The organism is Aeromonas sp. s12, from assembly GCF_040907925.1.
Classification (GTDB): Bacteria; Pseudomonadota; Gammaproteobacteria; order Enterobacterales; family Aeromonadaceae; genus Aeromonas; species Aeromonas veronii.
Map to the genome: position 1 here is coordinate 1 of NZ_JBFOCT010000023.1, position 24054 is coordinate 24054.

Here is a 24054-nt window from a genome sequence, read left to right on the forward strand (position 1 = left end):
CGCGAATTCAACTTCGAAGTGCGACACTCGCCTATGCCGCCTGACGGTACTCTTCGAATACCTTGACAGGCTGCCTGAATCCGAGACATTTCCGAGGTCGTAGGTTGAGCCACTGCTCCGCTCTCCTGACATCCTCGTCCGTGACCTCTCTCAGGTCTGTTCCCTTTGGGATAAACTGCCTCAACAGCCCATTGCTGTTCTCGTTCAGACCGCGCTCCCACGAAGAGTAAGGGTGCGCAAAGTAAGTCTCGGCACCCAGCGCTTCCTCTATCGCCTTGTGTTCGGCAAACTCGCCGCCGTTGTCAAAGGTGATGGTATGCACCTGCTCGATGTAGGGAGTTAACATCTCGATTATCGCATCCCGCACCACCCCAGCCTGTTTGCTCGCGACCCGCTTGACCAGATAGAGCCGGCTCTTGCGCTCCACCAGGGTGACCAGTGCACCTGTGCCTTGCTTGCCCAGCACCGTGTCCGCCTCCCAATCACCGAGCCGCTCCCGGCTATCGACGATAGCCGGCCGTTCATCAATAGAGCGGGCTTCCTTGATGGGAGAACGCAGGCTGCTCGCCCCCTTGCGGTAGCGCTTGTGGCCCTGGCGCAGATGGCGGTACAACTGGCCACCCCGGGCTTTGTCGGCGGCCACATGGCGGTATATCCACTCGTGACTCACCATGAGGCCTATCTGCTTGCCCACCGCGCTTATCTGCTCCGGGCTCCACCACCAGGCGAGTGTCAGCTCGACAAACTGGATGACATCGGCAGATAGCCGAGATTTGGCCGCACTGGCCCGTCGGTGGGTGGCGTGCTGATGCGCATTGTCTGGCTGGTAGCCCTGCGGCCCGGCGTTACGACGCAGCTCCCGGTAGAGGGTGGAGCGATGAACGCCAATGGCGCGTGCGGTGGCAAGGATGGACATCCCCTGTGCGCGAAGCACCGATAACTGGTATCGTTGCCCCTCGGTCAACTGCTGATAGCTCATGGTGATACTGCTTTTACTTTGGCGAGCAGAAGGGTACCACCAATCAGCAGTTGGCCACCTCTCGCCATTCATCCATGAGTGTCGCACTTATTATCTGAATTCCCGTTTTAGTTGATGCTTCGCGATTTGGCTCATTGTTTAAGCTCCCCAGAGCCGCGTCTGCAGCCTTGTGAAGTGCTTTTTCTACTAGGTTATGAATTTGTTTTTCAGCACCTTTAGGAAGCTTACTCATCAAGTAATCTATTGGTTTTCCAACAACCTGAGTCATTTTTTCTGTGATTGTATCTTGCTCCAATAAATTTACTGCTTTCTCCAAATCTCTCATATCTTTTTCTTCAAAAATCATTTTAATAATCCTTATTTATATTAACCGAAATTTGGAACCGAAATTTTAAATTTGGGACACCCACCTTTTGGGTGAGGCGTAACGCCACCAAAACCCACGCTACTGCTCGTGGATTACAGCTTCCAATATGCTCCATAACCAGCGGGGGGCAGCAGCCCATCACTGATGAATAGGCACCTGATGGCTATGTTAAGCCAATCGAATCTGCTCTCACCAGTCAAAAAATGACGTAACTATCAGAAAAATCGCCTTTTTTGCGCTGGCTCAACAAATCGCACGGATCGGGCACTGGATTCCCATGGCCCTTGATTTTATTGGGGTTGGTAGGCGTGGTGGGGAAGAGGGTGGCTGGCTTGCTGGTGGCGAAGGTTGGCTAGGGACAATCCCGCTCAGCCAATCGGCGCTATAGTGCGGGCGATGGTTGCCCTCTGCTCCGTCTCTCAAGCTGGCGAGGTGGGGGATCTGCGGCAACAATCAGCTGTTGCAATCACAGCCATTTGCAACACATCGTCATGCCAATATGACCAGGCAAACACATCACTAGATAGAGAGGAGATCTCCCATGAAGCGTACCATCCTGTTCGGCCTGCTTTGCGGCAGCGTGCTGCTGGCCAATCCGGTCTTTGCCAACGACGCAGCCCAGTTGCAGTGCGAGGCGCAAGCCGCGGCCAAAAAGCTTAACGGCGCCGCCAAAACCAGCTTTGTCGGCAAGTGTGTGAAAGATGCCGCTGGCGCTGCGACCGGCGAGTGCGAAAAGGCGGCCGCCGACAAGAAGCTGGCCGGAGCGGCCAAAAACAGTTTTATCCAGAAGTGCGTAAAGACGGGCGCGGCGATCGATCCGGCGACCAAGTGCGAGAAGGCGGCGGCCGACAAGAAGCTGGCTGGCGCGGCCAAGAACAGCTTTATCCAGAAGTGCATGAAGGATAGCGCCGCCAAGTAAGGCATTTTCTCATCCGGTGTGTTTGCGGGGGGCCATCAGGCCCCCCGCGCTTTTTGGGCGCACTTATGGCGCAACGCACAAGCCTTGTATCGGGGCTGCAATAGCGACACTATTGACTCCTTTTATGGATTCCGCAGAGGCGCACCCATTACCTGCCGTGACCGGTCGAGGGGTTGGCGAGCCCCATTTTTGCGGGATTACGCGCGATAAGGGAGCAAAGCAGGATGATGGAAGGGACGGTGTGGCGCTGGCTAAATGAGCCTGCCGAGTGGCACCAGACAGACGACGGTTTGCAGGTAGTCACGGACAAGCAGACCGATTTTTGGCGCAGCACCTGGTATGGCTTCGAGCGCCACAGCGGGCATCTTTATGGCTGCGAGGTGGCGGGGGAGTTTACCTTTCAGGTCTGCGTCGAGGGGGAGTTCACCACCCTCTACGATCAGGCGGGGCTGATGCTGCTGCAAGACGAGGCGCACTGGCTGAAAGCGGGGATCGAGTACAACGATGCCCAGCCGATGATCGGCAGCGTGCTGACCAATCCGCGCTCTGACTGGGCCACCGGCATCTTTACCGGTAATCCGCGTCGCTTCTGGCTGCGGCTGACCCGGCTGGCCGATTGCCTGCGTTTGCAATACTCCACCGATGGCAAGGTGTGGCCGCTGCTGCGCCTCGCCCCGTTCCCGCCAAGCGAGCGCTGTTTTATCGGGGTGATGTGCTGCACGCCGGAGCGGCAGGGGCTGACGGTGCGCTTCTCTGACTTGCGCCTCACGCCGCCTCTTGGCAAGGCGCTCCATGATTTGAGCTAGTTCAGCGGTTTTGCCTGTGACATTGAGCCAATAAAAAAGCGCCCGCAGGCGCTTTTTTCATTTGGCTGGTAAGGCCTCAATTAGCTGATCAGGCTGGCCCACAGGTCATATTCGTCGGATTCGTCGATCCGTACCTTGACCATGTCGCCCGGCTTGAAGCCGGTTTCGCCGTTGAGGTAGACCAGACCGTCGATCTCCGGCGCATCGGCGAAGGAGCGGCCAGTGGCACCCTCTTCGTCCACTTCGTCGATGATAACGGTCATCTCCTGACCCACTTTGCGGGCCAGTTTGCGGATGGAGACCTGCTGTTGCAGCTCCATAAAGCGCTGGAAGCGCTCTTCCTGAATCTCTTCCGGTACCGGATCCGGCAGCTCGTTGGCCAGCGCCCCTTCGACCGGGCTGTATTTGAAGCAGCCGACGCGATCCAGCTCCGCCTTGTCGATAAAGTCCAGCAGCATCTGGAAATCTTCCTCGGTCTCGCCCGGGAAGCCGACGATAAAGGTGGAGCGCAGGGTGATCTGCGGGCAGATCTCGCGCCACTTCTGGATCCGCTCCAGGGTGCGCTCGACCGTACCCGGGCGTTTCATCAGTTTGAGGATGCGCGGGCTGGCGTGCTGCAGCGGAATATCGAGGTAGGGCAGTACCTTGCCATCACGCATCAGCGGGATGACGTCATCTACGTGCGGGTAGGGGTAGACGTAGTGCAGGCGTACCCAGATATCGAGCTTGGCCAGCTCTTCGCACAGGGCGACCATGCTGGTCTTGACCGGCATGCCGTCGTAGAAACCGGTGCGGTGCTTCACATCGACGCCGTAGGCGGAGGTGTCCTGGGAGATCACCAGCAGCTCCTTCACGCCCGCCTCTTTCAGGCGCTTGGCTTCGGCCAGCACGTCGCCGATGGGGCGGCTCACCAGATCCCCGCGCATGGAGGGGATGATGCAGAAGGTGCAGCGGTGGTTGCAGCCCTCGGAAATCTTCAGATAGGCGTAGTGGCGCGGGGTCAGCTTGACGCCGTGGGCCGGTACCAGACTGGTGAAGGGGTTGTGCTGCGGCTTCTCCACATATTTGTGGACGTGACCCAGCACCTCTTCATAGGCGTGGGGGCCGGTGATCTCGAGCACCTTGGGGTGGATCTCGCGGATCTGGTTCTCTTTGGCACCCAAGCAGCCGGTGACGATCACCTTGCCGTTCTCGGCCAGCGCTTCGCCGATTGCTTCCAGCGACTCTTGCACCGCGCTGTCGATAAAGCCGCAGGTGTTGACGACGACCAGCTCGGCATCGTCATAGCTGGGCACCACATCGTACCCTTCGGTACGCAGCTGGGTCAGGATGCGTTCTGAATCGACCAGGTTTTTGGGGCAACCCAAGGAGACGAATCCTACTTTGGGGGCCTGTTTTGTGTTGGACATCGCTCAATCACTCTTAGGTGGCTCTTCTTTAAGGGCGCGGATTTTACCGGAATGGTTAACCAAAAACTATACAGCCAGCATGGCAGAACCGAACAATATCTCCGACCAGGCAAGATTGTGCTGCACCAGCAGCCGCTGATGGCGCGCCCTTGGTAGGGCTATTGCCTCTGCCGTGCGGGCTTGTTGTGGGGATGCTGCTTTGTTGATTTTTCTGTCAATTTTGCTGCTGTGGCGGGGAGAGCGTCAAAGGGAGTCACTATACTTCCATCACGGGGTCCCGTTGGAGAAGGCGATGGAAAGTTCATTTGGCGAAAAAATGCAGAGCGTACATGCCACGCTCAGGCAGCGCTTTGACAAGCTGAGTCGGGTAGCCATCGCGATTTATGACCCGCATACCGATCAGCTCAAGACCTTTGCTCACAGCACCGAGGGGCCCTCGCCACTGGTGCAGTATGAGGTGAAGTTGAGCGATGTCCCCTCCCTGAGTTATCTGGCGGAGCACAAGCAGCCCCGGGTACTCGGCAATCTCGATGCCCTGCGTGGCTCGGCGTCGGAGCACCGCCGCAAGGTGCTGGAGGCGGGCTATGCCTCCAGCTATACCGAGCCGCTGCTGTTCAACAGCAAGCTGTTTGGCTTTCTTTTTTGCGATGCCATGGAGCCGGGATACTTCGAGGAGCCGATCCGTAGCGAGCTGTCGGCCTATGCCCAGGCGCTCTCGGCCATCATTGCGGTTGAGTTTTTCTCCATCCAGACCCTTGGCGGCGCGCTGACCACGGCGCGGGAGTTCAGCCGTTATCGGGATGAGGAGACTGCCAACCATCTGCACCGGATGTCGGCCTACTCCCGGCTGATTGCCAAGACGCTGGCCCCGACTTGCGGGCTGAGCGATGAGGAGGTGGAGTTTATCTACCTCTTCTCCGAGCTGCACGACATCGGCAAGATCGCGGTGCCGGATGCCATTTTGCTCAAGCCGGGCAAGCTGACACCGGAAGAGTTCGAGATCATGAAGATCCACCCCGGCAAGGGGCGGGAGATGATCAGCTTGATGATCAACGAGTTTGGTCTCGATGGCATTCACCACACCGACATGCTGACCAACATCATCGCCAGCCATCACGAGCGTTTCGACGGCACAGGCTATCCGCTGGGGCTGGCGGGGGAGGCGATCCCGCTGGCAGCACGCATTGTGACGGTGGCCGATGTGTTTGATGCCCTTACCAGCGAGCGCCCCTACAAGAAGGCATGGCCGTTCGAGACGGCGTTTGCCTATCTGGAGGAGCATGCCGGCAGCCAGTTTGATCCCGCCTGTGTCGCCGCAGCCCTGCAGAACAAGGCCGAGTTTTATGCCATCTATCAGCAGTATCAGGATCCGGCCTGCTCTGCGAGCGTGGCGGCCAGCGGCGCCGAGCCGGGTTGAGCGTGTGTGATGAGCGTAAGGGGGGGAAGAGGCGGTTCAAGCATGAATAGAAAGCATAACAAGAGAGGGGGCACCAGCAGGTGCCCCCTCTCTTTTATGCGCCTTTTCTATTTCATGCGCCCTTATTTTGCCGACCTTCTATCTGCGGCTATGGCGTGTGCGGTCAGGTTACTTTTTGGGCGTCGGCTCGCTGATCTGATAGAGGTGATCCGCGCAGGCGCTGGAGCAGCCACAGGGACGCACCTCTTTATCTTCCCGCTTCTGGGCAAGCTGGTATTGGCGCCACCAGATGATGGTGCCCATGGCCAGGATCAACACGAACGAGGCGAGCAGGCTCAACAACCAGATGGACATGATCTCTTCTCCTTGATGGTGATGACATGCACTGCGATGGCATCAGTGATGATGGCAGCAACCGCCCTGCTGGTTGGCGCCTTCACGGCCGTGGCAACAAGTATGGCCTTGCAGTGGGCTCTCTGCCTGATTGCCACTACTGGCGCAACAGTGATCGGAGCCACTGTTGCACCCACCGTGGCAATTCGCATGACTCTGGCCTGCGCCGAGGGGCTGGATGGCACGGATAGTCGCCTTGCTCTGATGACGGCGAGATGGACGGCCCTGACTGGCCTCGGTAAGAGGTTGCAAATTGGCGGGGGCCAGCAGCGCGGGCAGCGGCAGGCGGGCCGTGCGGCACTGCAGCACCCGGATATTGGCCGCCAGCAGGCGACTTAGCATCCGCTCGCCGATATTGCGTACCACCACCTGACCCACCTGATGATGGGCGAGGGCGTCGAGCAGCGCTTGCTTGCCGTGGCAGCCTTCGGCGGCGGCCGGGTTGGCCAGGGTGGCGATGACGTTCCCTTCTGGGTTAAGAATTTGCAGCTGCTCGGCACGGGTAAAGTGGCCAGCCAGCAGCCCCTGACTCAGCATCAGGGCGCTGTTGCTGGGGTTGGTGGTCATGGTTGTGACAGCATTCATGTCGGCTCTTCTCCACTGGTTGGGTGGTCGGGCTCGGCGGGTTGCATCATCAATGCCTTGCCCAGACTCAGACACTCCACCACTTTATAGCGCCCTTTTTTCAGGATATTGGCCAGGGTCTGGCGGGAGACCCCCATCACCAGGGCTGCCTCCTGCTGCTGCATTCCTTGAAGGTCGACGAGGCGCAGTGCCTCGAACTCGTCAGGGGCCAGCGTGACCTGTTCCAGCTGATGCATGGGGCGGCCGTTGGGTTTGAAGCAGCTGTTGGCGGGGCGGCCACAGATCTGGCGGGCAATCTTGGGTCTTGGCATGGTGGCTCCTAATTGGCATAAGCTATTTATACGCTCATATGTGGCATATGCCAATAATTTTGTCGAGTGTAGAGAGCTGCGCCAGTGCTATTCATGGCAGAGAGGGGTAAAGAGGGGGGAGGAGGAATACGTACAAAAGCAGTGAAGGTGGCAGAAACGACGCAGGCCCGAACATGGTTCGGGCCTGCGGTTTTTGCAGAGGATGGTCGGGCCTTCCCGGCGAGCTTATGCCTGTTCGGCCTCGGCCACTGGAGCTGCGCTCTCGCTACCGTTGGCGAAGCGATCCGCCCACAGGGCAATCACGCCGTCACCGGTGACGTTGCAGGCGGTGCCGAAGCTGTCCTGCGCCAGATAGAGGGCGATCATCAGGGCGATGGAGGCTTCACCGAAACCGAGCATGGAGGTGAGCAGGCCCAGCGCCGACATCACGCCACCACCCGGCGCGCCTGGTGCGGCGATCATGATCACCCCCAGCATCATGATGAAGGGGAGCATGGTCTCGATGCCCGGAATGGCCAGATGCTCGGAGAGGAACATCACCGCGGTGGCACAGGTGACCAGGGTAATGGTGGAGCCACAGAGGTGAATGGTGGCGCACAGGGGCACAGTAAAGTTGGCGATACCGTCGCTCACCCCGTTGTTCTTGCTCGATTGCAGGGCGACCGGAATGGTGGCGGCGCTCGACATGGTCCCAAGCGCGGTGAAGTAGGCGGGCAGCATGTTCTTGATAAGCTGGGCCGGTGAGCGGCCAAGGGCCAGACCGGTACCCACGAACAGTACGGAGAGCCAGATCCAGTGCATCAGGATCGCCATCACCAGCACCACGCCGAAGGTTTTCAGGGTGGCGAACACGGTGCCTTCTACCGTCATCTCGACAAAGACCCCGGCGATGTAGAACGGCAGCAGCGGGATGATCACCTTGGCCAGCAGGCGGTCGATGATGTCACGGCCCTGATCGGCGACCCGGCGCAGATCGGTGGCCTGGGTGGCGCTGATCCCGATACCGAACACGAAGGCGGCGGCCAGTGCTGACATCACGCCAAACAGCGGCGGGATCTCCAGATTGACGTAGGAGGCGAGCTTGATGGCCGTGGCCGTGGTGGGCTCGGCGGCGGTGGTGAACTGCGGGATCAGGTGGCTCGCCACGGTAAAGGCGAACAGCCCCGCCAGAATGGTGGAGCAGTAGGAGAGGGCCACGGTTTTGCCCAGCAGCTTGCCGGAGTTTTTCGGCAGGCTGGCGATGCCGCTCATGATGAAGAACAGAATGATGAGCGGAATGGTGAAGGTGATGAGCTGACCTATCACTGTCTTGGCCGTAAACAGCACGCGCGCCACCCACTCAGGGGCGTAGAGACCGAGCAAGAGACCGGCAAGGATGCCAGCAATGAGTTTCAGGACAAGTTTCATAAGGAAATCCGGAGTTGGTTGTATTGTCTGTTTTGTTATTAAATTTTGATATTAATCACACTTTTTAACACGTAAGCCGTGTTATGTCTGCCTTTTCTGCGTTAACGCCGAGTTAAATATTGTCGAAGGTCAAGATCGCCGACTAGCTGTCGGCTTGGCGTTGAACGGGAAAATCCGTGATGAATTAGCCCGTTAGGTGGCCTGATGATCGCCACGCAGCAACATGACGTACTGGTTGGCGTTTTGACTTGAGGAATCTGACGTACTGGCTGATACGGCTTCCATCGGCGCCAGTTGCAGTGCTATCCCGGATGTGGTGACCAGTTGCTGTAGCTGAGCGTGACTTATCTTGCCTCTTGGCGGCAGGGGGAAGCAGAGCGGAGCGCCCGCTTTGAGCAGGGTCGCCAACTGTTGCAACAGGGGGACAAGGGTGGCCGTGTCGCTATCAAGCGGGCGGCTCAGCCAGATGCCATCGTAAGGGAGTACCGAGTGCATCTTCGCCAGCGAGCAGACCCGCACTGCTTGTCCGGATTGCTGTGAGGCGACTTTGGCGTCAGCCAGCACAGCTTCACAGGCGGTGACCACATACCCTTCTGCACGCAGCCAGCACAGATCCTCCCCCATACCGCACTGACCATTGAGCAGGTGAGCACCGGGTTTGAGACGCGCCACAAAGGCAGCCCGAGCGCGGGCGTGCTGGTCGTTAAATGGCCGGGAAGCGGGGATGGCGTCAGAGTGTGGCACAGGGGTTACCTCAAGCAGGGGGCGCACAGGGTAACAAATCGGGGCCTGACTGCCAAAGCGCGCGGTCAGGCCCCGATTTGGATGTGAGGACGTTGCCGGAGCCGGTTAGCGGCCGCAGGCAGGCCCGTGGGGCTGGGCCAGCATGGTGAACATGCTCTCTATCAGGAAGGCTGATTCGCCCTGCAGGTCTATCCGCCCCGGAAAGTGGAGCCAGTTGATGATGTAGCCATCCAGAGTGCAGTGGAGCAGGGTGGCGGCGCGCTGCAGGTTGAGGTTGGCGGGCAGTTGGCCCCGCCGTACCGCATTGGCCAGGGTGGTCTCCAGGTCTCGAAAGAAGTTGGCGGACTGGCTGCGGATATGCTCGCGCAGTGAGATGGCTTCCCCCTCCAGCGATTCGAGATTGAACAGTATGGTGAACATCTGCCGCTGGGCCGGATTGTGAATGAAGCTGTGGAGCACCCCTTCGAAGAAGAGGCGCAGTTGCCCCAGCGGATCCGGCTCATCTGGATTGAGGCAGGCATCGAGCTGGTGGGCAAGGGGGCTGCAGAGTTCCTGCCAGAGCGAAATGAAGAGTTCATCCTTGTTCTTGAAGTGCCAATAGATGGCCCCGCGGGTCAGGTCTGCCGCTCTGGCAATGTCGGTCAGGCTGGTCTTGGCCAGGCCCTGAGAGCAGAACAGATCCAGCGCCGTGCTCATGATGTGGCAGCGGGTTTGCTGCGCCTCTTCTTTGGTTCGTCTGGCCATCGAAATTTGTGCCTCATGCAAGCAAAAAGTCACTTACATACATTTATGAATGTATGTATATTGCCTCATCTTTCGACTATTTACCAACAGGGCCCATGTGGCCCTGATTGTTCATTGACTGGCAAAGGCTCAGGTGTTTCATGCATAAACATATTCTTGCTCGTTCAGTTGGTCTTGCCTTGCTGGCTACAGGCTTGCTGGCAGGTTGTGGTGACAAGGGGGGCGCTCCCCAGGGACAGGGCGACATGCCCCCCGCGGCGGTCAACGTGGTGACTCTGCAGAGCGGTCCGCTGATGTTGACCACCGAGTTGACCGGTCGCAGTGCCCCGTTGCGGGTGGCCGAAGTGCGTCCGCAGGTGAGCGGCATCATCCTCAAGCGCCTCTTTACCGAGGGAAGCGATGTGAAGGCGGGCGATCTGCTCTATCAGATCGATCCGGCTGTCTATCAGGCGGCAGTCGCCAGCGCCAAAGCCAATCTGGCCAAGGCCGAGGCTAACGAGCAGAGTGCCCGCCTCAAGGCGCAGCGCTATCAGGAGCTGCTCAAGGTCAAATCCATCAGCCGTCAGGACTATGACGACGCCGACGCCAGCTGGAAGCAGGCCAAGGCGGAGATCATGGCGAGCAAGGCGGCCCTGCGCACTGCCGAGATCAATCTCGGTTACACCCGCATCACCGCCCCCATCAGTGGCCGCATCGGTAAATCCGCGGTGACCGAGGGGGCGCTGGTGACTGCCCAGCAGGCTGACAGCCTGACCGCCATTCAGCAGCTCGATCCCATGTATGTGGATGTGCGTCAGTCCACCGCCGATCTGCTGCGCCTCAAGCGACTGGTCGCCGAGGGCAAGCTGACCCAGGACGAGCAGAAAGGGGCCAAGGTGACCTTCCAGCTGGAAGATGGCTCCACTTATGGCGAAGAGGGCTCGCTGCAGTTCTCCGATGTGACCGTGGATGAGACCTCCGGCATGGTGACCCTGCGGGTGATTGTGCCCAATCCTCACCAGCTGCTGCTGCCCGGCATGTTTATGCGCGCCACCCTGCAAGAGGGAGAACGGGCGCAAGGACTGCTGGTGCCGCAAACGGCCGTGACTCGCACCCCCAATGGCGGCGCCACCGTGATGGTGGTAACCGCTGATAACAAGGTGGAGCTGCGCAACGTGCAGCTGAGCCGTGTCGTCGGCAGCAACTGGGTGGTGGAGTCAGGGCTCACCTCCGGCGAGCGGGTAATTGTGGCTGGCTTGCAGAAAGTACGACCGGGCGCCGTGGTCAATCCCGCCGAGCAGGGTGCTGATGCACCGTCTGCTCAAGCTGCGTCCAACACCCCGGCCAACAAGTAGGATGGAGTAGTCGCCTCATGGCTCGATTTTTTATAGACAGACCCATTTTTGCCTGGGTGATCGCGCTGGTGATCATGCTGGCGGGTAGCCTGGCCATCATCAAATTGCCGGTCGCCCAGTATCCGAGTATTGCGCCGCCCGCGGTCGGTATTTCCGCCAGCTATCCGGGCGCATCCGCCAAAACGGTGGAAGACTCGGTGACCCAGATCATCGAACAGAACATGACCGGGCTGGATCACCTGCTCTACATGTCCTCCCAGTCTGACTCCGCGGGGCGGGTGTCGGTGACCCTCACCTTCCAGCCGGGGACCGATCCCGATATCGCCCAAGTGCAGGTGCAGAACAAGCTGCAGCAAGCGATGTCGCTGCTGCCGCAAGAGGTGCAGCAGCAGGGGATCCGGGTGCAGAAGACCTCCAGCAGCTTCCTGATGGTCGCGGCCTTCATTTCCAGCGATGGCAGTATGAACAACGACGATCTGGCGGACTATGTGGTCTCCAACATCAAGGAGCCTCTGAGTCGTCTGGACGGGGTAGGGGACATAACCTTGTTCGGCAGCCAGTACTCCATGCGGGTCTGGCTCGATCCCAACAAGCTCAACCGGGTGCAGATGACCCCGGGTGATGTGCAGGCAGCCATCAAGGCGCAGAACGCCCAGGTGGCGTTCGGCAAGCTGGGTGGTACCCCGTCGGTAGAAGATCAGCAGTTCACCGCCACCATCATGGGGCAGACCCGTCTCTCTACCGTGGAGCAGTTCAACGACATCCTGCTGCGGGTGAATCAGGATGGCTCCAAGGTACGGCTGAAAGATGTGGCCCGGGTCGAGCTGGCGGGCGAAAGCTATGACGCCGATGCGCTCTACAACGGCCAGTCTACCGCCGCGGTCGCCATCAAGCTGGCGACCGGTGCCAACGCGCTGGATACCGCCGAGAAGGTGCGTGCCAAGCTCAATGAGCTGTCGGATTACTTCCCGGCCAACATGGAGATCGTCTACCCCTACGACACCACGCCGTTTGTGAAGATCTCCATCGAGGAGGTGGTGCAGACCCTGATCGAGGCGATCTTCCTGGTGTTCTGCGTCATGTATCTGTTCCTGCAGAACTTCCGCGCCACCCTGATCCCGACCATTGCGGTGCCTGTGGTGCTGCTCGGTACCTTCGGGGTGATGGCGGCGTTCGGTTTCTCCATCAACACCCTCACCATGTTCGGTATGGTGCTGGCCATCGGCCTGCTGGTGGATGACGCCATCGTGGTGGTGGAGAACGTGGAGCGTCTGATGAGTGAGGAGGATCTCTCCCCGCTGGAAGCGACCCGCAAGTCGATGACCCAGATCACCGGCGCGCTGGTGGGGATCGCGTTGGTGCTCTCCGCCGTGTTCGTGCCGATGGCCTTCTTCGGCGGCTCGACCGGTGCCATCTATCGCCAGTTCTCATTGACCATCGTCTCTGCCATGGTGCTGTCGGTGCTGGTGGCGTTGATCCTGACCCCGGCGCTCTGTGCCACCCTGCTCAAGCCGATGAAACATGGCGAATTTGGAGCCAAGCGAGGCTTCTTTGGCTGGTTCAACCGCGCCTTTGATGCCGGTACCAACCGCTATCAGAGCGGCGTGCGCAAGGTGATCAAACAGGGCGTGCGCTACAGCCTGATCTACGGTGCCATGCTGGCGGTACTGGCAGTGCTCTTTATGCGAATGCCCACCTCCTTCCTGCCGGAAGAGGATCAGGGGGTCATCATGTCCATGGTGCAACTGCCGGTGGGGGCCACCAAGCAGCGCACCGAGGTGGTGCTGGCAGACATGCGCGACTATTTCCTGAAAAACGAGAAGGATAACGTAGATTCCGTCCTGACCGTATCTGGCTTCAGCTTCGCCGGTAGTGGCCAGAACGCGGGGATGGCCTTTATCAAGCTCAAGGACTGGAGCGAGCGCAAGAGCCCGGATCGCAGTGCCAATGCCATTATCGGCCGCGCCATGGGCTATCTGTTCAGCATCAAGGAGGCGCAAGTGTTCGCCTTTAACCTGCCTCCGATCCCGGAGTTGGGTACGGCGACCGGTTTTGACTTCTTCCTGCAGGATCGCGGCGGTATCGGTCACGACAAGCTGATGGCGGCGCGTAACCAACTGCTCGGCATGGCGGCGCAGGATCCTACTCTGGTGCGGGTACGCCCGAACGGGATGGAAGATACGCCGCAACTCGACATCAAGATCGACTACGAGAAGGCGCTGGCGCAGGGGCTCTCCATCGCGGATATCAACAACACCCTGGCCACTGCCTGGGGCTCGTCCTACGTCAATGACTTCGTTGATCGTGGCCGGATCAAGAAGGTCTACATGCAGGCGGATGCCCCCTTCCGGATGAACCCGGAAGATCTGAAACTCTGGTATGTGCGCAACAGTGCCGGTCAGATGGTGCCCTTCTCCGCCTTTGCCAGCACCGAATGGAGCTTCGGCTCACCGCGTCTGGAGCGTTACAACGGCGTGCCGGCGATGGAGATCGTCGGTGAGGCGGCGCCCGGCAAGAGTACCGGTGATGCGATGGCCGCCATCGAGCAGATGGTGAAACAGCTACCGGAAGGGGTGGGTATCGAGTGGACCGGGCTCTCCTTCCAGGAGCGGCAGGCCGGTTCACAGGCGCCTGCGCTCTACGCCATCTCCTTGCTGGTGGTGTTCCTCTGTCTGGCGGCCCTCTACGAGAGCTGGAGCATTCCGTTCTCGGTGATGCTGGTGGTGCCGCTCGGGGTACTGGGGGCCATTGTGGCTGCCACCCTGCGCGGGCTGGAGAACGACGTCTACTTCCAGGTCGGTCTGCTCACCACCATAGGCTTGTCGGCGAAAAACGCGATTTTGATCGTGGAATTTGCCAAAGAGCTCTACGACAAAGGGATGGGCTTGGGTGAGGCGGTGGTGGAGGCGGCGCGTCTGCGTCTGCGCCCGATCCTGATGACCTCGCTCGCCTTTATCCTCGGGGTGCTGCCGCTGGTGATCAGCTCCGGCGCCGGTGCCAGCAGCCGTAACGCCATCGGTACCGGCGTGATGGGGGGGATGATCAGTGCCACTGTGCTGGCCATCTTCTTCGTGCCGCTCTTCTTTGTGCTGGTGATGCGTTACTTCACCAGCCACAAGAGTAAAGAGGCGCGCATGGCCGCAGCAGTTGAGTCAAAAGGTGACTGATGGCATGCAGGTTTAGCTAATTTGAACGGAGTTCAATAAATCGCCAGCCAGCTTTGGTCTGGCTGACAATCAAACAGGGCAACCCCATGGGTTGCCCTGTTTTTTGTGAAAAATGTAAGCAAAGATTGCGTGGTTGTAATTGAAAAAGCGAGGTATGAGTAGGCGTTTCGCGCTCTTGAGGTTGTGATGAGCCTCAAGTTGCACCCATCACGAATTACTTTCAACTGTTCATCCTTGGGAAAAACGGGATAGAATTCCCTATAAAATCGGGCTGGTGCAGTGTGCCAACTCGCGGCGTGCCCGTGAGAGAGGGTTGCGATCAACGCTGCCAAGACATAACGATGCTGGAGGCATGATGACCAAAGGCGTGAACAATATGGTAAAAAGCAGCAAGCTGGGGGCTGTAACCCAGGGGCGGTAGCCATGATGTTTACCTGTTATCAATGTAACTTTTGCTTTGTTTAAAATGTCAGATCCCCGGATCTCGGATATTGAGTGAATTTTAGACATTGCCTCAACTCTTCAGCGTTTTACTCCATTTCAGTCCGCACCTGTCACATATCAACTCTTTGCAAGAGATAACATATCTATGAAAATTCTCGTTACCGGTGGCGCTGGTTTTATCGGCTCTGCCGTGGTGCGCCATATCATCCGTGATACCCAAGATTCCGTTATCAATCTCGATAAACTCACCTATGCTGGCAATCTGGAATCCCTGGCCGATGTCTCGTCCAGCGATCGTTATACCTTCGAACAAGTAGATATCTGCAACCGTTCCGAGCTGGATCGGGTTTTTGCCCAGCATCAGCCGGATGCGGTGATGCATCTGGCTGCCGAAAGCCATGTTGACCGCTCCATCACAGGGCCGGCTGACTTTATCGAGACCAATATCGTCGGCACCTATATGTTGCTGGAAGCGGCCCGCGCCTACTGGAACGGTCTGGATGAGGTGCGCAAGGCGGCCTTCCGCTTCCACCATATCTCCACTGACGAGGTGTATGGTGATCTGCCCCATCCGGATGAAGTGGCTGCCGGTGAACCATTGCCGCTCTTTACCGAAACCACCCCCTACGCCCCCAGCAGCCCCTATTCTGCCTCCAAGGCTTCCAGCGACCATCTGGTGCGCGCCTGGCGCCGCACCTACGGTCTGCCAACCATCGTCACCAACTGCTCCAACAACTACGGCCCGTACCACTTCCCCGAGAAGCTGATCCCGCTGGTCATTCTTAACGCGCTGGATGGCAAGCCGTTACCTGTCTATGGCAAAGGCGACCAGATCCGTGACTGGCTCTATGTGGAAGATCACGCGCGCGCGCTCTACAAGGTGGTGACCACGGGCTTGGTGGGGGAGACCTACAATATCGGCGGTCATAACGAGAAGCAGAATCTGGAGGTGGTATACACCATCTGCGATTTGTTGGACGAGATGGTGCCAAAGGTAGGCTCTTATCGTGAGCAAATCACCTATGTGGCGGATCGCCCCGGCCACGATCGCCGCTATGCCATCGATGCGACCAAGATGAGTGCCGAACTTGCTTGGCAACCGCAAGAAACTTTCGAGTCTGGCATTCGCAAAACTGTACAGTGGTATCTGGATAACCAGCAGTGGGTCAGTAACGTCAAGAGCGGTGCCTACCAGTCTTGGATTGAGCAGAATTACGGGGAGCGTATCTGATGCATATCCTGCTGTTTGGCAAAAACGGCCAGGTAGGCTGGGAGCTGCAGCGTGCACTGGCCCCGCTCGGGCGCATCACTGCCGTTGATTTTGACTCCACCGACTATTGTGGCGATTTCAGCAACCCGGCAGGGGTGGCCGATACGGTACGTCTGGTCAAGCCGGACGTGATTGTCAACGCCGCGGCCCATACCGCAGTCGACAAGGCGGAGAGCGAGCGTGAGTTTGCCGAGCTGCTCAACGCGACCAGTGTAGCGGCGATCGCCAAAGAAGCGGAAGCATTGGGTGCCTGGTTGGTGCATTACTCCACCGACTATGTGTTCGATGGCAGCGGTGAGCGCCCCTGGGTTGAAACCGATGCGACTGCACCGCTTAACGTCTACGGCGAAACCAAGCTGGCGGGTGAACAAGGTGCGTCCCTCTGCACTCGTCATCTGATCTTCCGTACCAGCTGGGTCTATGCCGCTCGCGGCGCCAACTTTGCCAAGACCATGCTGCGCTTTGGCAAAGAGCGTAGCGAGATGTCAGTGATCAATGACCAGTTCGGCGCACCGACCGGCGCCGAGTTGCTGGCCGATTGCACCGCCCATGCAATCCGTGTTGCGCAGCGCAAACCCGAGGTCGCCGGGCTGTACCATCTGATTGCCTCCGGTACCACCACCTGGTTTGACTACGCCCAGCTGGTGTTTGCCAAAGCCAAAGAAGCCGGCGTTGAACTGGCGGTGGCGCAGCTCAATGCGGTGCCGACCAGTGCCTTCCCGACACCGGCCAAACGCCCCCATAACTCCCGCCTTGATACCAGCAAATTTCAGCGCACCTTCGATCTGGTGCTGCCGGAGTGGACCGTCGGTGTAGAGCGTATGTTGACCGAGATCCTCGGTAAGTAAATTACTGGCCTGGGATGTAGTGACTGCCTCCCTGGCTGGCAGGGATAAAACAGGAAGGTGTGGCCGCAAGCCACCCTTTACTTTTGCAATTTAAAAATAAGAAACAAGCATCATGATCAAACGTAAAGGCATTATTCTGGCCGGTGGCTCGGGCACCCGTCTCTATCCAGTCACCATGGCGGTGAGCAAGCAGCTGCTGCCCATCTATGACAAGCCGATGATCTACTATCCGCTGAGCACCCTGATGCTGGCGGGGATTCGCGATATTTTGATCATCAGCACGCCGCAAGATACTCCCCGCTTTGAGCAACTACTGGGTGACGGTAGCCAGTGGGGCCTGAATTTGCAGTACAAGGTGCAGCCAAGTCCGGACGGGTTGGCACAAGCCTTTATTCTGGGTGAAGAGTTTATCGGGTCAGACCCCTGTGCGCTGGTGCTGGGGGACAACATCTTCTACGGCCACGACCTGCAGAAGCAGTTGGCGGCGGCAGCGGCCAAAGAGAGTGGCGCTACCGTCTTTGCCTACCATGTGCATGACCCCGAGCGTTATGGGGTGGTGGAATTTGATAAAGAGGGTACCGCTATCTCTCTGGAAGAGAAGCCACTGGAGCCCAAGAGCAACTATGCGGTGACCGGCCTCTATTTCTACGACAACAGCGTGGTGGAGATCGCCAAGAGCCTGAAGCCATCGCCCCGTGGTGAGCTGGAAATTACCGATGTGAACCGTATCTACCTGGAGCAAGGCAATCTGTCGGTGGCCATGATGGGCCGTGGTTATGCCTGGCTGGATACCGGTACCCATGAAAGCCTGATTGAAGCGAGCAACTTTATTCAGACCATCGAGACCCGTCAGGGGTTGAAAGTGGCTTGTCCGGAAGAGATCGCCTATCGCCAGAAGTTTATCAGTGCCGACCAGATACGTGAGCTTGCTGCGCCATTGGCGAAGAATGCCTATGGACAATATTTGTTAAGAATGGTTGCCAAAGCCTGATGTGATATAGGGGGGAGGGAAGATGCTCCCCCCATAAAAATAGAATCAAATGTGGATAGACAGATGAATGTAATCAAGACAGCGATTCCTGACGTGCTTATTTTTGAACCAAAAGTATTTGGTGATGAGCGTGGTTTTTTCTTTGAGAGTTTCAACCACAAGTTGTTCGAAGAGGCGGTAGGATATCCGGTTAACTTTGTGCAGGATAATCATTCCAAATCCTCGAAAGGGGTGTTGCGTGGTTTGCACTATCAACTGCCTCCCCATGCCCAGGGCAAGCTGGTGCGTTGTGTTGCAGGTGAAGTGTTTGATGTGGCGGTGGATATTCGCAAAAGCTCACCGACCTTCGGCCAGTGGGTTGGCGTTCACTTGTCAGGTGAAAACAAGCGACAGTTGTGGATCCCGGAAGGGTTTGCACATGGTTTTTTCACTATAAGTGAGACAGCTGAGTTTTTATATAAAACGACAAACTATTACTCTCCTAAACATGAAAGGAGCATCCTTTGGAATGATAAAGAGATCAATGTCAATTGGGGGGATGTTATTCCTATGTTGTCAGAAAAAGATAAAATGGCTGTTGGTTTTTCATTTGCAGAATGCTTTGAATAAGGTTTTTGATGATGCAGTTATTAAGGCTTTCGCTTGAATTTAGTCGCAGGGAATTGCTAACAAAATATAAAGGTAGTGTATTGGGACCTGCATGGGTTGTGTTGAGCCCTCTTTTATTGTTAGCGTTATATTCTGCTGTTTTTCAATATGTTTTTAAGGCGCGGTGGGATATCGATGGGTTAGAATTTAACTATACTGTTGCATTGTTTTGTGGTCTAACCCCTTATTTTTTTATGACGGAGATGATTGGGAAATCATCTGACTTGATTAATAATAATGCTAGTTTAATTAAGAAGGTTGTTTTCAATAGACTATCAATACCATTGTCTTCAACGATTAGTGCATTATTTATCTTGGTTATAAATATGACATTGGTTTTGCTATATAGAGCATATGATGCTGGCACGATAAATATTATCTGGCTATCGATATATTTATATGCAATTCCATTGTTTTTTATTGGGTTTGCAATTTCAACAATACTTTCTGCTCTTGGTTCTTATATAAAAGATCTAGGCAATGTTGCCAACTTTATCAATCCTGTATTGATGTTTATATCTCCTGTTTTCTTTGATGCTAAGAAGGTTAGCCCCATCTTCGAAAGTGTTATAAAATACAACCCCCTGTCGCCAATTATTTCAGGGGCCCGTAAAATTGTACTTGAATCATATGTTGATTTTAATTCCATTATGATGGTTACTTTTTTTAGTCTACTTGCATGTGCTATGGGTGTCTTTTTATTCAAAGCATTGGAAGAAGATTTTGCCGATCTTACGTGAGTTTTTAATATGCTAAAAGTTGAGAATGTTAGTAAAAAATTCAATATTAGTAGAAGCCCGTGGCGGCGAATATTTTTTAATCTCGGTATTAAATCAGCAGTTAAGAGCAGTGAGTTTTTTCATGCCTTAGATAATATCTCATTTTCAATTTCAAAGGGTGAGACTGTTGGTATTATCGGCAAGAATGGTGCTGGTAAGTCAACCTTGCTTCAGATTATTTGTGGAACATTGAAAGCATCTACTGGTAATGTATCCAAGCCAAAGAAAATAGCAGCTTTGCTCGAGTTAGGGGCCGGTTTTAATCCTGAATATACTGGCAGGGAAAACATATCATTAAACGGTTCCCTTATCGGTATGAGTAGCAAGGAAATAGCCGAAAAAGAGCAAGAGATAATAAATTTTTCGGAAATTTTGGATTTTATAGACAGGCCTGTTAAAACATATTCCTCAGGTATGTTTGCCAGGCTTGCATTCTCTATTGCTGTGCACTCTTCCCCTGACTTATTGATCGTGGATGAAGCCTTAAGTGTCGGTGATATGGCATTTCAAGAAAAGTCTATAAACAAGATGAAAGAACTTCGAGACTCAGGTATCCCGATCTTCTTTGTAAGTCACTCAATCCCAATGGTAAGGAACTTCTGTACACGCGCGATTTGGTTAGAGCATGGCAAGATTAAAATGGATGCCTCAGCTAAAGATGTATGTAGCGCATACATGCGAGAAACTATGCCTATGGTTACTATCGAGTCGAAACAGGCGTTAGCCATGACTCCAAGCTCTCCAAAACTGAGAATAAAAGATTTCAATATTAACAGTGATGTAATTGAGACTGGTGGAGATCTCATAATATCTTTTGCTATAGAGTTGATTCAACCGATTCCCCAGTCAGGTATCGGTATTGGTGTGATAGTCAGAGATTCTTCTGATAAGATAGTGTCAATCTTTAGCACGGTAAGAGATTCTGTTAGTATTAAGAATGTTCCTAAGTCGGTTGTTATAGATATAAAAAACATTCCGCTTTTATTTGGAAATTATAGTTTATCTGTTTCAATAACTGATGAGTTGAATACATTTCATTATGATAGAATTGACTATTTAGCTCATTTTAATGTTGTTGTACCAAAAAATGAGAAAGGCTTAGATAAATATGAAGGCTTAGTGGCCATAGTAGATCATTCATGGAAGCTTAGCTAAGTTTTATATTGGTGCTTTTATTTGGTCATATTATAAGCGTGGCGAAAGAGTGATATCTTATGTTTAAGATTGCTATATTATGCCAATCCTTGCGAAATTATGCGGGGGCTGAGAGAGTTGTTTATGAACTCACACAGGCATTTATTAGAGAAAATCATCAGGTACATATAGGATGCATCGATATAGGTGACTTTTATCATCAGCAGCTGGCTGGTGTAAGAATAAATGACTTGGTTGATGGTATGGATCATGAATATGATCTTGTTATTTGTTTTCATACCCACACGCTCCCGTTTTTTTTCCCAAAAGGTGTAAGTTGTAGGAAGTTATGCTACTTCTCACTAAGCCCTTATGAGCCTATAGAGGCTCCACTTTGCTCAGGTCAGCTATTTGATAGCTATCTATGCAACTCAGATGAAACAAAAGAAGAGCTGATTCGGTGTGGTATTGCGGCAGATGATATTTATGTATTTCATAACTCTTGTTCTTTTCAAAATGATGCATTTGAGTTGAAGCAAACTCTGAATAAAGTGGCAGTTGTTTCTAATCATCCTCCACAGGAATTATTAGAGTTACCATCATTAGACCATAACTTACATTTCGACTATTATGGCTCAGCAGCCAAGGTTGAAATGCTGAATGATTCTATACTTTCAAAGTATGATGCGGTCATTACTATAGGCTATACAGTTGTTTTTGCTGTTTCAGCGAAAGTGCCTGTATATATATATGACCACTTTGGTGGGGATGGATATCTTGATGCTGATAATTATGAATTAAATTCTTACTACAATTTTTCAGGTCGTCCAGCCTGTAGTAAAAAAGATGCTAGCACTATTATTAAAGAATTAATAGATGGTTTTCCTTCAGCTCTCGATACCTTTCAGCAAGTATATGGACGTATGGCTGCCGAGCGAGATATAGCATCAAATATTGATAAATATTTTAATTTGAATGGTTTTGAGTTTAAAAAAATAATTTGCGATGCTCTACAAGTTAAACATGCACTTGCCTATAGCAAACTATTACTTAGTAATAGATTTTTGCAAAAAATTGTAGATGGTTCTGATAATAAAGCTATTAGCCAAAACATATTAACTCTTAGTGATAGTGTTATGCATCAGGCTCGCCTAATTGAAAAATTAAATAATGATTGCTTAATTTGTAATGATACAGTTAACATATTAGTTGCGCAATGCAAAGAATATGAATATATGCTGGCTGAGCATAGAGGGCTTTTAGCAGAAAATAGAGATATATTGAGCGCTATAACTGACGATGTAAAATCAATGATCAATAACAGCTTTGTGGCTTTGTTAAGGCGAAAACTTAAAACTTTTATTCGTCATTTTTAATAAAAACAGAACAACTGAAGAACATTAATATGAAATATAATTTTTCTATTCTTAAATTTGCATTGAAGCGGTTTATTCTTTTAACTAGAGATAGAGGTTTAAAATATTCATTGTCATTGGCTCTCTCTAAAAGAAAGCAGTTGATATCCATGCTGTCAATTGGTGGCAAGAATATTAATAAAAAAAGTATCAACATGGTGTCTGCGACTGAAAGTAATAATAGTATAGAAAATTTAGTTTCAGTTATCATTCCTATATATGATCGGACATGGGAATTGCAAGCTGCAATAGATTCAATATTAAATCAAACATATAAAAATATAGAGCTAATTCTTGTCTGCGATGGTTCACCAGACGAGACGCTTCAAGTCGTCGAGCAATATAGAAATGATGAGCGTGTGAAAATTTTTAAATACCCACGTTCATCTGGAAATGCGGTTAGAGGGCGCAATAAGGGAATTTTAGAAGCACAGGGTGAATATATTGCTTTTTTAGATAGTGATGATATTGCATCTAATAATCGCTTAGAACTTTCAGTTTCTTTTTTAAGTAATAACTCTTCATATTCTGGGGTGTATGGCTCTTGGAGAGCTATTGTTGATGGATCTCGTCAAATTTCTGGTATAGAAGATGGGATGGTTGTGCATAGCCCAGATGGAACGCTTAAAGAACACCTTGAAAATTGTATTCCATGTCAGAGCACAGTTATGGTAAGACGGGATGCTCTTATGGCTGTTGGATGCATCAATAGAAATATGAAATATAGAGAGGACCATGAGTTATGGGCTAGGCTGAATTATTATAACTATAAATTGAAGTCTCTCCCTGATGTTCTTGTTTCTCTTAGATTACATGCAGGTAATAATGAGCTGAATTTCCACTCTCAAAATGGAGATGATGTTTGGTATCGAGAGCTATTAAAACAATACAATACCAAGGTATCTCGCCCACAAAAAATATGTTGGATTGTAGCTGGCCTCGGAATCTCTGGTGGGCTGGCAATTATTATCAAGCATGCCAATTATTTGCTTTCTCGTGGCCACGATGTTTCATTTATTTGTTTATCAGAAGAAAGCAATATCTCCTGGATGGAGAATAGTGTTCCTGTTTATCATATTGGCAACGGCGATGCCATTAAAAATATTGATTTGCTAATAGCTACAGCATGGAATACAGAACCATATTTAAGCCGCATCTTATCACGCCGTAAATTATATTTTGTACAGTCTGATGAACGCCGGTTTATTGATGAGAAAGGAGTTCAAGAGCTTATTTCATCTGGTTATGATAAAAAATATGAATATTTTACCGAGGCGTTTTGGATTCAGAATATGTTCCATTCCGAGTTCCAGCGTTCAGCATTTTATGTGCCAAATGGTCTTGATCAATTGCTTTTTAAGCCCGTTGAGCCATTTATTCCCAAAGGCACTAAAAAGCGTGTTTTAATCGAAGGACCTATTGATATTCCATTTAAGGCAGTGGAAGATGCATATCATGCAGTAAAAGATCTTGATTGTGAAATATGGATTGTAAGTAGTGCTGGTAAGCCTAAAAGTGGATGGCGATATGATCAATTTTTTGAAAAGGTGCCTATGAGCATGATGCCATCTATCTATAGTTCTTGTGATATTTTTATCAAAATGAGCAGGATTGAAGGCTTCTTTGGCCCTCCGCTTGAAGCTATGGGCTGTGGGTGTGTACCTGTTGTTGGAAAGGTTACAGGTTGGGATGAGTATATTATAGATAGACATAATGCTATTGCAGTTGAACTTGGCGATATTAATTCTGCACGAGATGCTGTTAATAGCTTGATTTATGATAGTGATCTCTATAATACTCTTCTAACTAACGGTGCTAAAACAGCATGCGAATGGCCTTGGAGCGAGTCATTTAAAAGACTTGAAGCGCTTATTGATAGAGCTTAAGCCTTTCATCATTGAATAGTGTAAATAGTGGTTATGTCTCGTGAATATATATTTATG

Annotated in this window: 22 protein-coding genes; 13 read left to right on the top strand and 9 right to left on the bottom strand. The window is 53.1% G+C overall.

Annotation, left to right across the window (positions count from 1 at the left end):
• Positions 1-31 precede the first annotated feature (31 nt).
• Both AB5Y67_RS11115 and AB5Y67_RS11120 read right to left on the bottom strand, forming a co-directional pair.
• Positions 32-979, bottom strand: a complete 948-nt coding sequence (locus tag AB5Y67_RS11115; RefSeq protein WP_019706001.1) for an IS30-like element ISAs2 family transposase — start codon at positions 977-979, stop codon at positions 32-34.
• A gap of 43 nt (positions 980-1022) precedes the next feature.
• Entirely contained in the window at positions 1023-1325 is a 303-nt protein-coding gene (locus AB5Y67_RS11120; protein WP_368207734.1) for a hypothetical protein, read from the bottom strand.
• Positions 1326-1887: 562 nt separating this feature from the next.
• Between AB5Y67_RS11120 and AB5Y67_RS11125 the strand changes: the two genes are divergently transcribed.
• Positions 1888-2265: a hypothetical protein gene (locus tag AB5Y67_RS11125; protein ID WP_257697598.1), complete on the top strand. Its 378-nt coding sequence runs from the start codon at positions 1888-1890 to the stop codon at positions 2263-2265.
• A 224-nt stretch (positions 2266-2489) separates the two neighbouring features.
• Positions 2490-3071, top strand: coding sequence for a DUF1349 domain-containing protein (locus AB5Y67_RS11130; RefSeq protein ID WP_368207736.1), 582 nt, complete (start codon positions 2490-2492; stop codon positions 3069-3071).
• A gap of 80 nt (positions 3072-3151) precedes the next feature.
• Here AB5Y67_RS11130 and rimO read toward each other — a convergent pair whose 3' ends face one another.
• Positions 3152-4480, bottom strand: coding sequence for a 30S ribosomal protein S12 methylthiotransferase RimO (gene rimO, locus AB5Y67_RS11135; protein ID WP_368207738.1), 1329 nt, complete (start codon positions 4478-4480; stop codon positions 3152-3154).
• Positions 4481-4772: 292 nt separating this feature from the next.
• On the opposite strand from rimO, the gene AB5Y67_RS11140 reads away from it, so the two are divergent.
• Entirely contained in the window at positions 4773-5897 is a 1125-nt protein-coding gene (locus tag AB5Y67_RS11140) for an HD-GYP domain-containing protein (RefSeq protein ID WP_368207740.1), read from the top strand.
• A 168-nt stretch (positions 5898-6065) separates the two neighbouring features.
• Here the strand turns inward: AB5Y67_RS11140 and AB5Y67_RS11145 are convergent, their stop codons facing one another.
• The 6 genes from AB5Y67_RS11145 to AB5Y67_RS11170 all read right to left on the bottom strand — a co-directional run bounded on the left by AB5Y67_RS11145 (position 6066) and on the right by AB5Y67_RS11170 (position 10081).
• Entirely contained in the window at positions 6066-6251 is a 186-nt protein-coding gene (locus tag AB5Y67_RS11145; protein ID WP_005338109.1) for a hypothetical protein, read from the bottom strand.
• Positions 6252-6293: 42 nt separating this feature from the next.
• Positions 6294-6875 carry a NifB/NifX family molybdenum-iron cluster-binding protein gene (locus tag AB5Y67_RS11150; protein WP_199428317.1) on the bottom strand — a complete coding sequence of 194 codons (582 nt, stop codon included), beginning with the start codon at positions 6873-6875 and terminating at the stop codon, positions 6294-6296.
• Entirely contained in the window at positions 6872-7186 is a 315-nt protein-coding gene (locus AB5Y67_RS11155; RefSeq protein ID WP_005338107.1) for a DUF134 domain-containing protein, read from the bottom strand. Before AB5Y67_RS11155 ends, AB5Y67_RS11150 begins: the two co-directional genes overlap by 4 nt.
• Before the next feature lie 225 nt (positions 7187-7411).
• Positions 7412-8593: a dicarboxylate/amino acid:cation symporter gene (locus AB5Y67_RS11160; protein ID WP_005359180.1), complete on the bottom strand. Its 1182-nt coding sequence runs from the start codon at positions 8591-8593 to the stop codon at positions 7412-7414.
• 192 nt (positions 8594-8785) lie between these two features.
• Positions 8786-9337 carry a hypothetical protein gene (locus tag AB5Y67_RS11165; RefSeq protein ID WP_368207742.1) on the bottom strand — a complete coding sequence of 184 codons (552 nt, stop codon included), beginning with the start codon at positions 9335-9337 and terminating at the stop codon, positions 8786-8788.
• Between the two features lie 105 nt (positions 9338-9442).
• Positions 9443-10081, bottom strand: a complete 639-nt coding sequence (locus tag AB5Y67_RS11170) for a TetR family transcriptional regulator (RefSeq protein WP_040065945.1) — start codon at positions 10079-10081, stop codon at positions 9443-9445.
• A gap of 140 nt (positions 10082-10221) precedes the next feature.
• Here AB5Y67_RS11170 and AB5Y67_RS11175 point away from each other — a divergent pair, with 140 nt between their 5' ends.
• The 10 genes from AB5Y67_RS11175 (at position 10222) to AB5Y67_RS11220 (ending at position 23997) form a co-directional block, all read left to right on the top strand.
• The gene (locus AB5Y67_RS11175; RefSeq protein WP_236320364.1) at positions 10222-11415 is read left to right on the top strand and encodes an efflux RND transporter periplasmic adaptor subunit; all 1194 of its coding nucleotides are present in this window, start codon (positions 10222-10224) and stop codon (positions 11413-11415) included.
• Positions 11416-11432: 17 nt separating this feature from the next.
• Positions 11433-14582 carry an efflux RND transporter permease subunit gene (locus tag AB5Y67_RS11180; protein WP_058059856.1) on the top strand — a complete coding sequence of 1050 codons (3150 nt, stop codon included), beginning with the start codon at positions 11433-11435 and terminating at the stop codon, positions 14580-14582.
• A 589-nt stretch (positions 14583-15171) separates the two neighbouring features.
• Entirely contained in the window at positions 15172-16257 is a 1086-nt protein-coding gene (rfbB, locus tag AB5Y67_RS11185; protein ID WP_368207744.1) for a dTDP-glucose 4,6-dehydratase, read from the top strand.
• The gene (rfbD, locus tag AB5Y67_RS11190) at positions 16257-17144 is read left to right on the top strand and encodes a dTDP-4-dehydrorhamnose reductase (RefSeq protein WP_043155074.1); all 888 of its coding nucleotides are present in this window, start codon (positions 16257-16259) and stop codon (positions 17142-17144) included. The genes rfbB and rfbD overlap by 1 nt, the downstream gene beginning before the upstream one ends.
• A gap of 112 nt (positions 17145-17256) precedes the next feature.
• The gene (gene rfbA, locus AB5Y67_RS11195; RefSeq protein ID WP_043155072.1) at positions 17257-18135 is read left to right on the top strand and encodes a glucose-1-phosphate thymidylyltransferase RfbA; all 879 of its coding nucleotides are present in this window, start codon (positions 17257-17259) and stop codon (positions 18133-18135) included.
• A gap of 63 nt (positions 18136-18198) precedes the next feature.
• Positions 18199-18744 (top strand): dTDP-4-dehydrorhamnose 3,5-epimerase, encoded by a 546-nt coding sequence (rfbC, locus tag AB5Y67_RS11200; protein WP_043155070.1) that lies wholly within the window; start codon positions 18199-18201, stop codon positions 18742-18744.
• Positions 18745-18752: 8 nt separating this feature from the next.
• Positions 18753-19523 (top strand): ABC transporter permease, encoded by a 771-nt coding sequence (locus tag AB5Y67_RS11205; protein WP_201445123.1) that lies wholly within the window; start codon positions 18753-18755, stop codon positions 19521-19523.
• Positions 19524-19532: 9 nt separating this feature from the next.
• Positions 19533-20717: an ABC transporter ATP-binding protein gene (locus AB5Y67_RS11210; protein ID WP_081844073.1), complete on the top strand. Its 1185-nt coding sequence runs from the start codon at positions 19533-19535 to the stop codon at positions 20715-20717.
• Between the two features lie 59 nt (positions 20718-20776).
• Positions 20777-22072, top strand: coding sequence for a glycosyltransferase family 4 protein (locus AB5Y67_RS11215; protein WP_152551746.1), 1296 nt, complete (start codon positions 20777-20779; stop codon positions 22070-22072).
• A gap of 29 nt (positions 22073-22101) precedes the next feature.
• Entirely contained in the window at positions 22102-23997 is a 1896-nt protein-coding gene (locus tag AB5Y67_RS11220) for a glycosyltransferase (RefSeq protein WP_043155069.1), read from the top strand.
• The last annotated feature ends 57 nt before the right edge of the window (positions 23998-24054 follow it).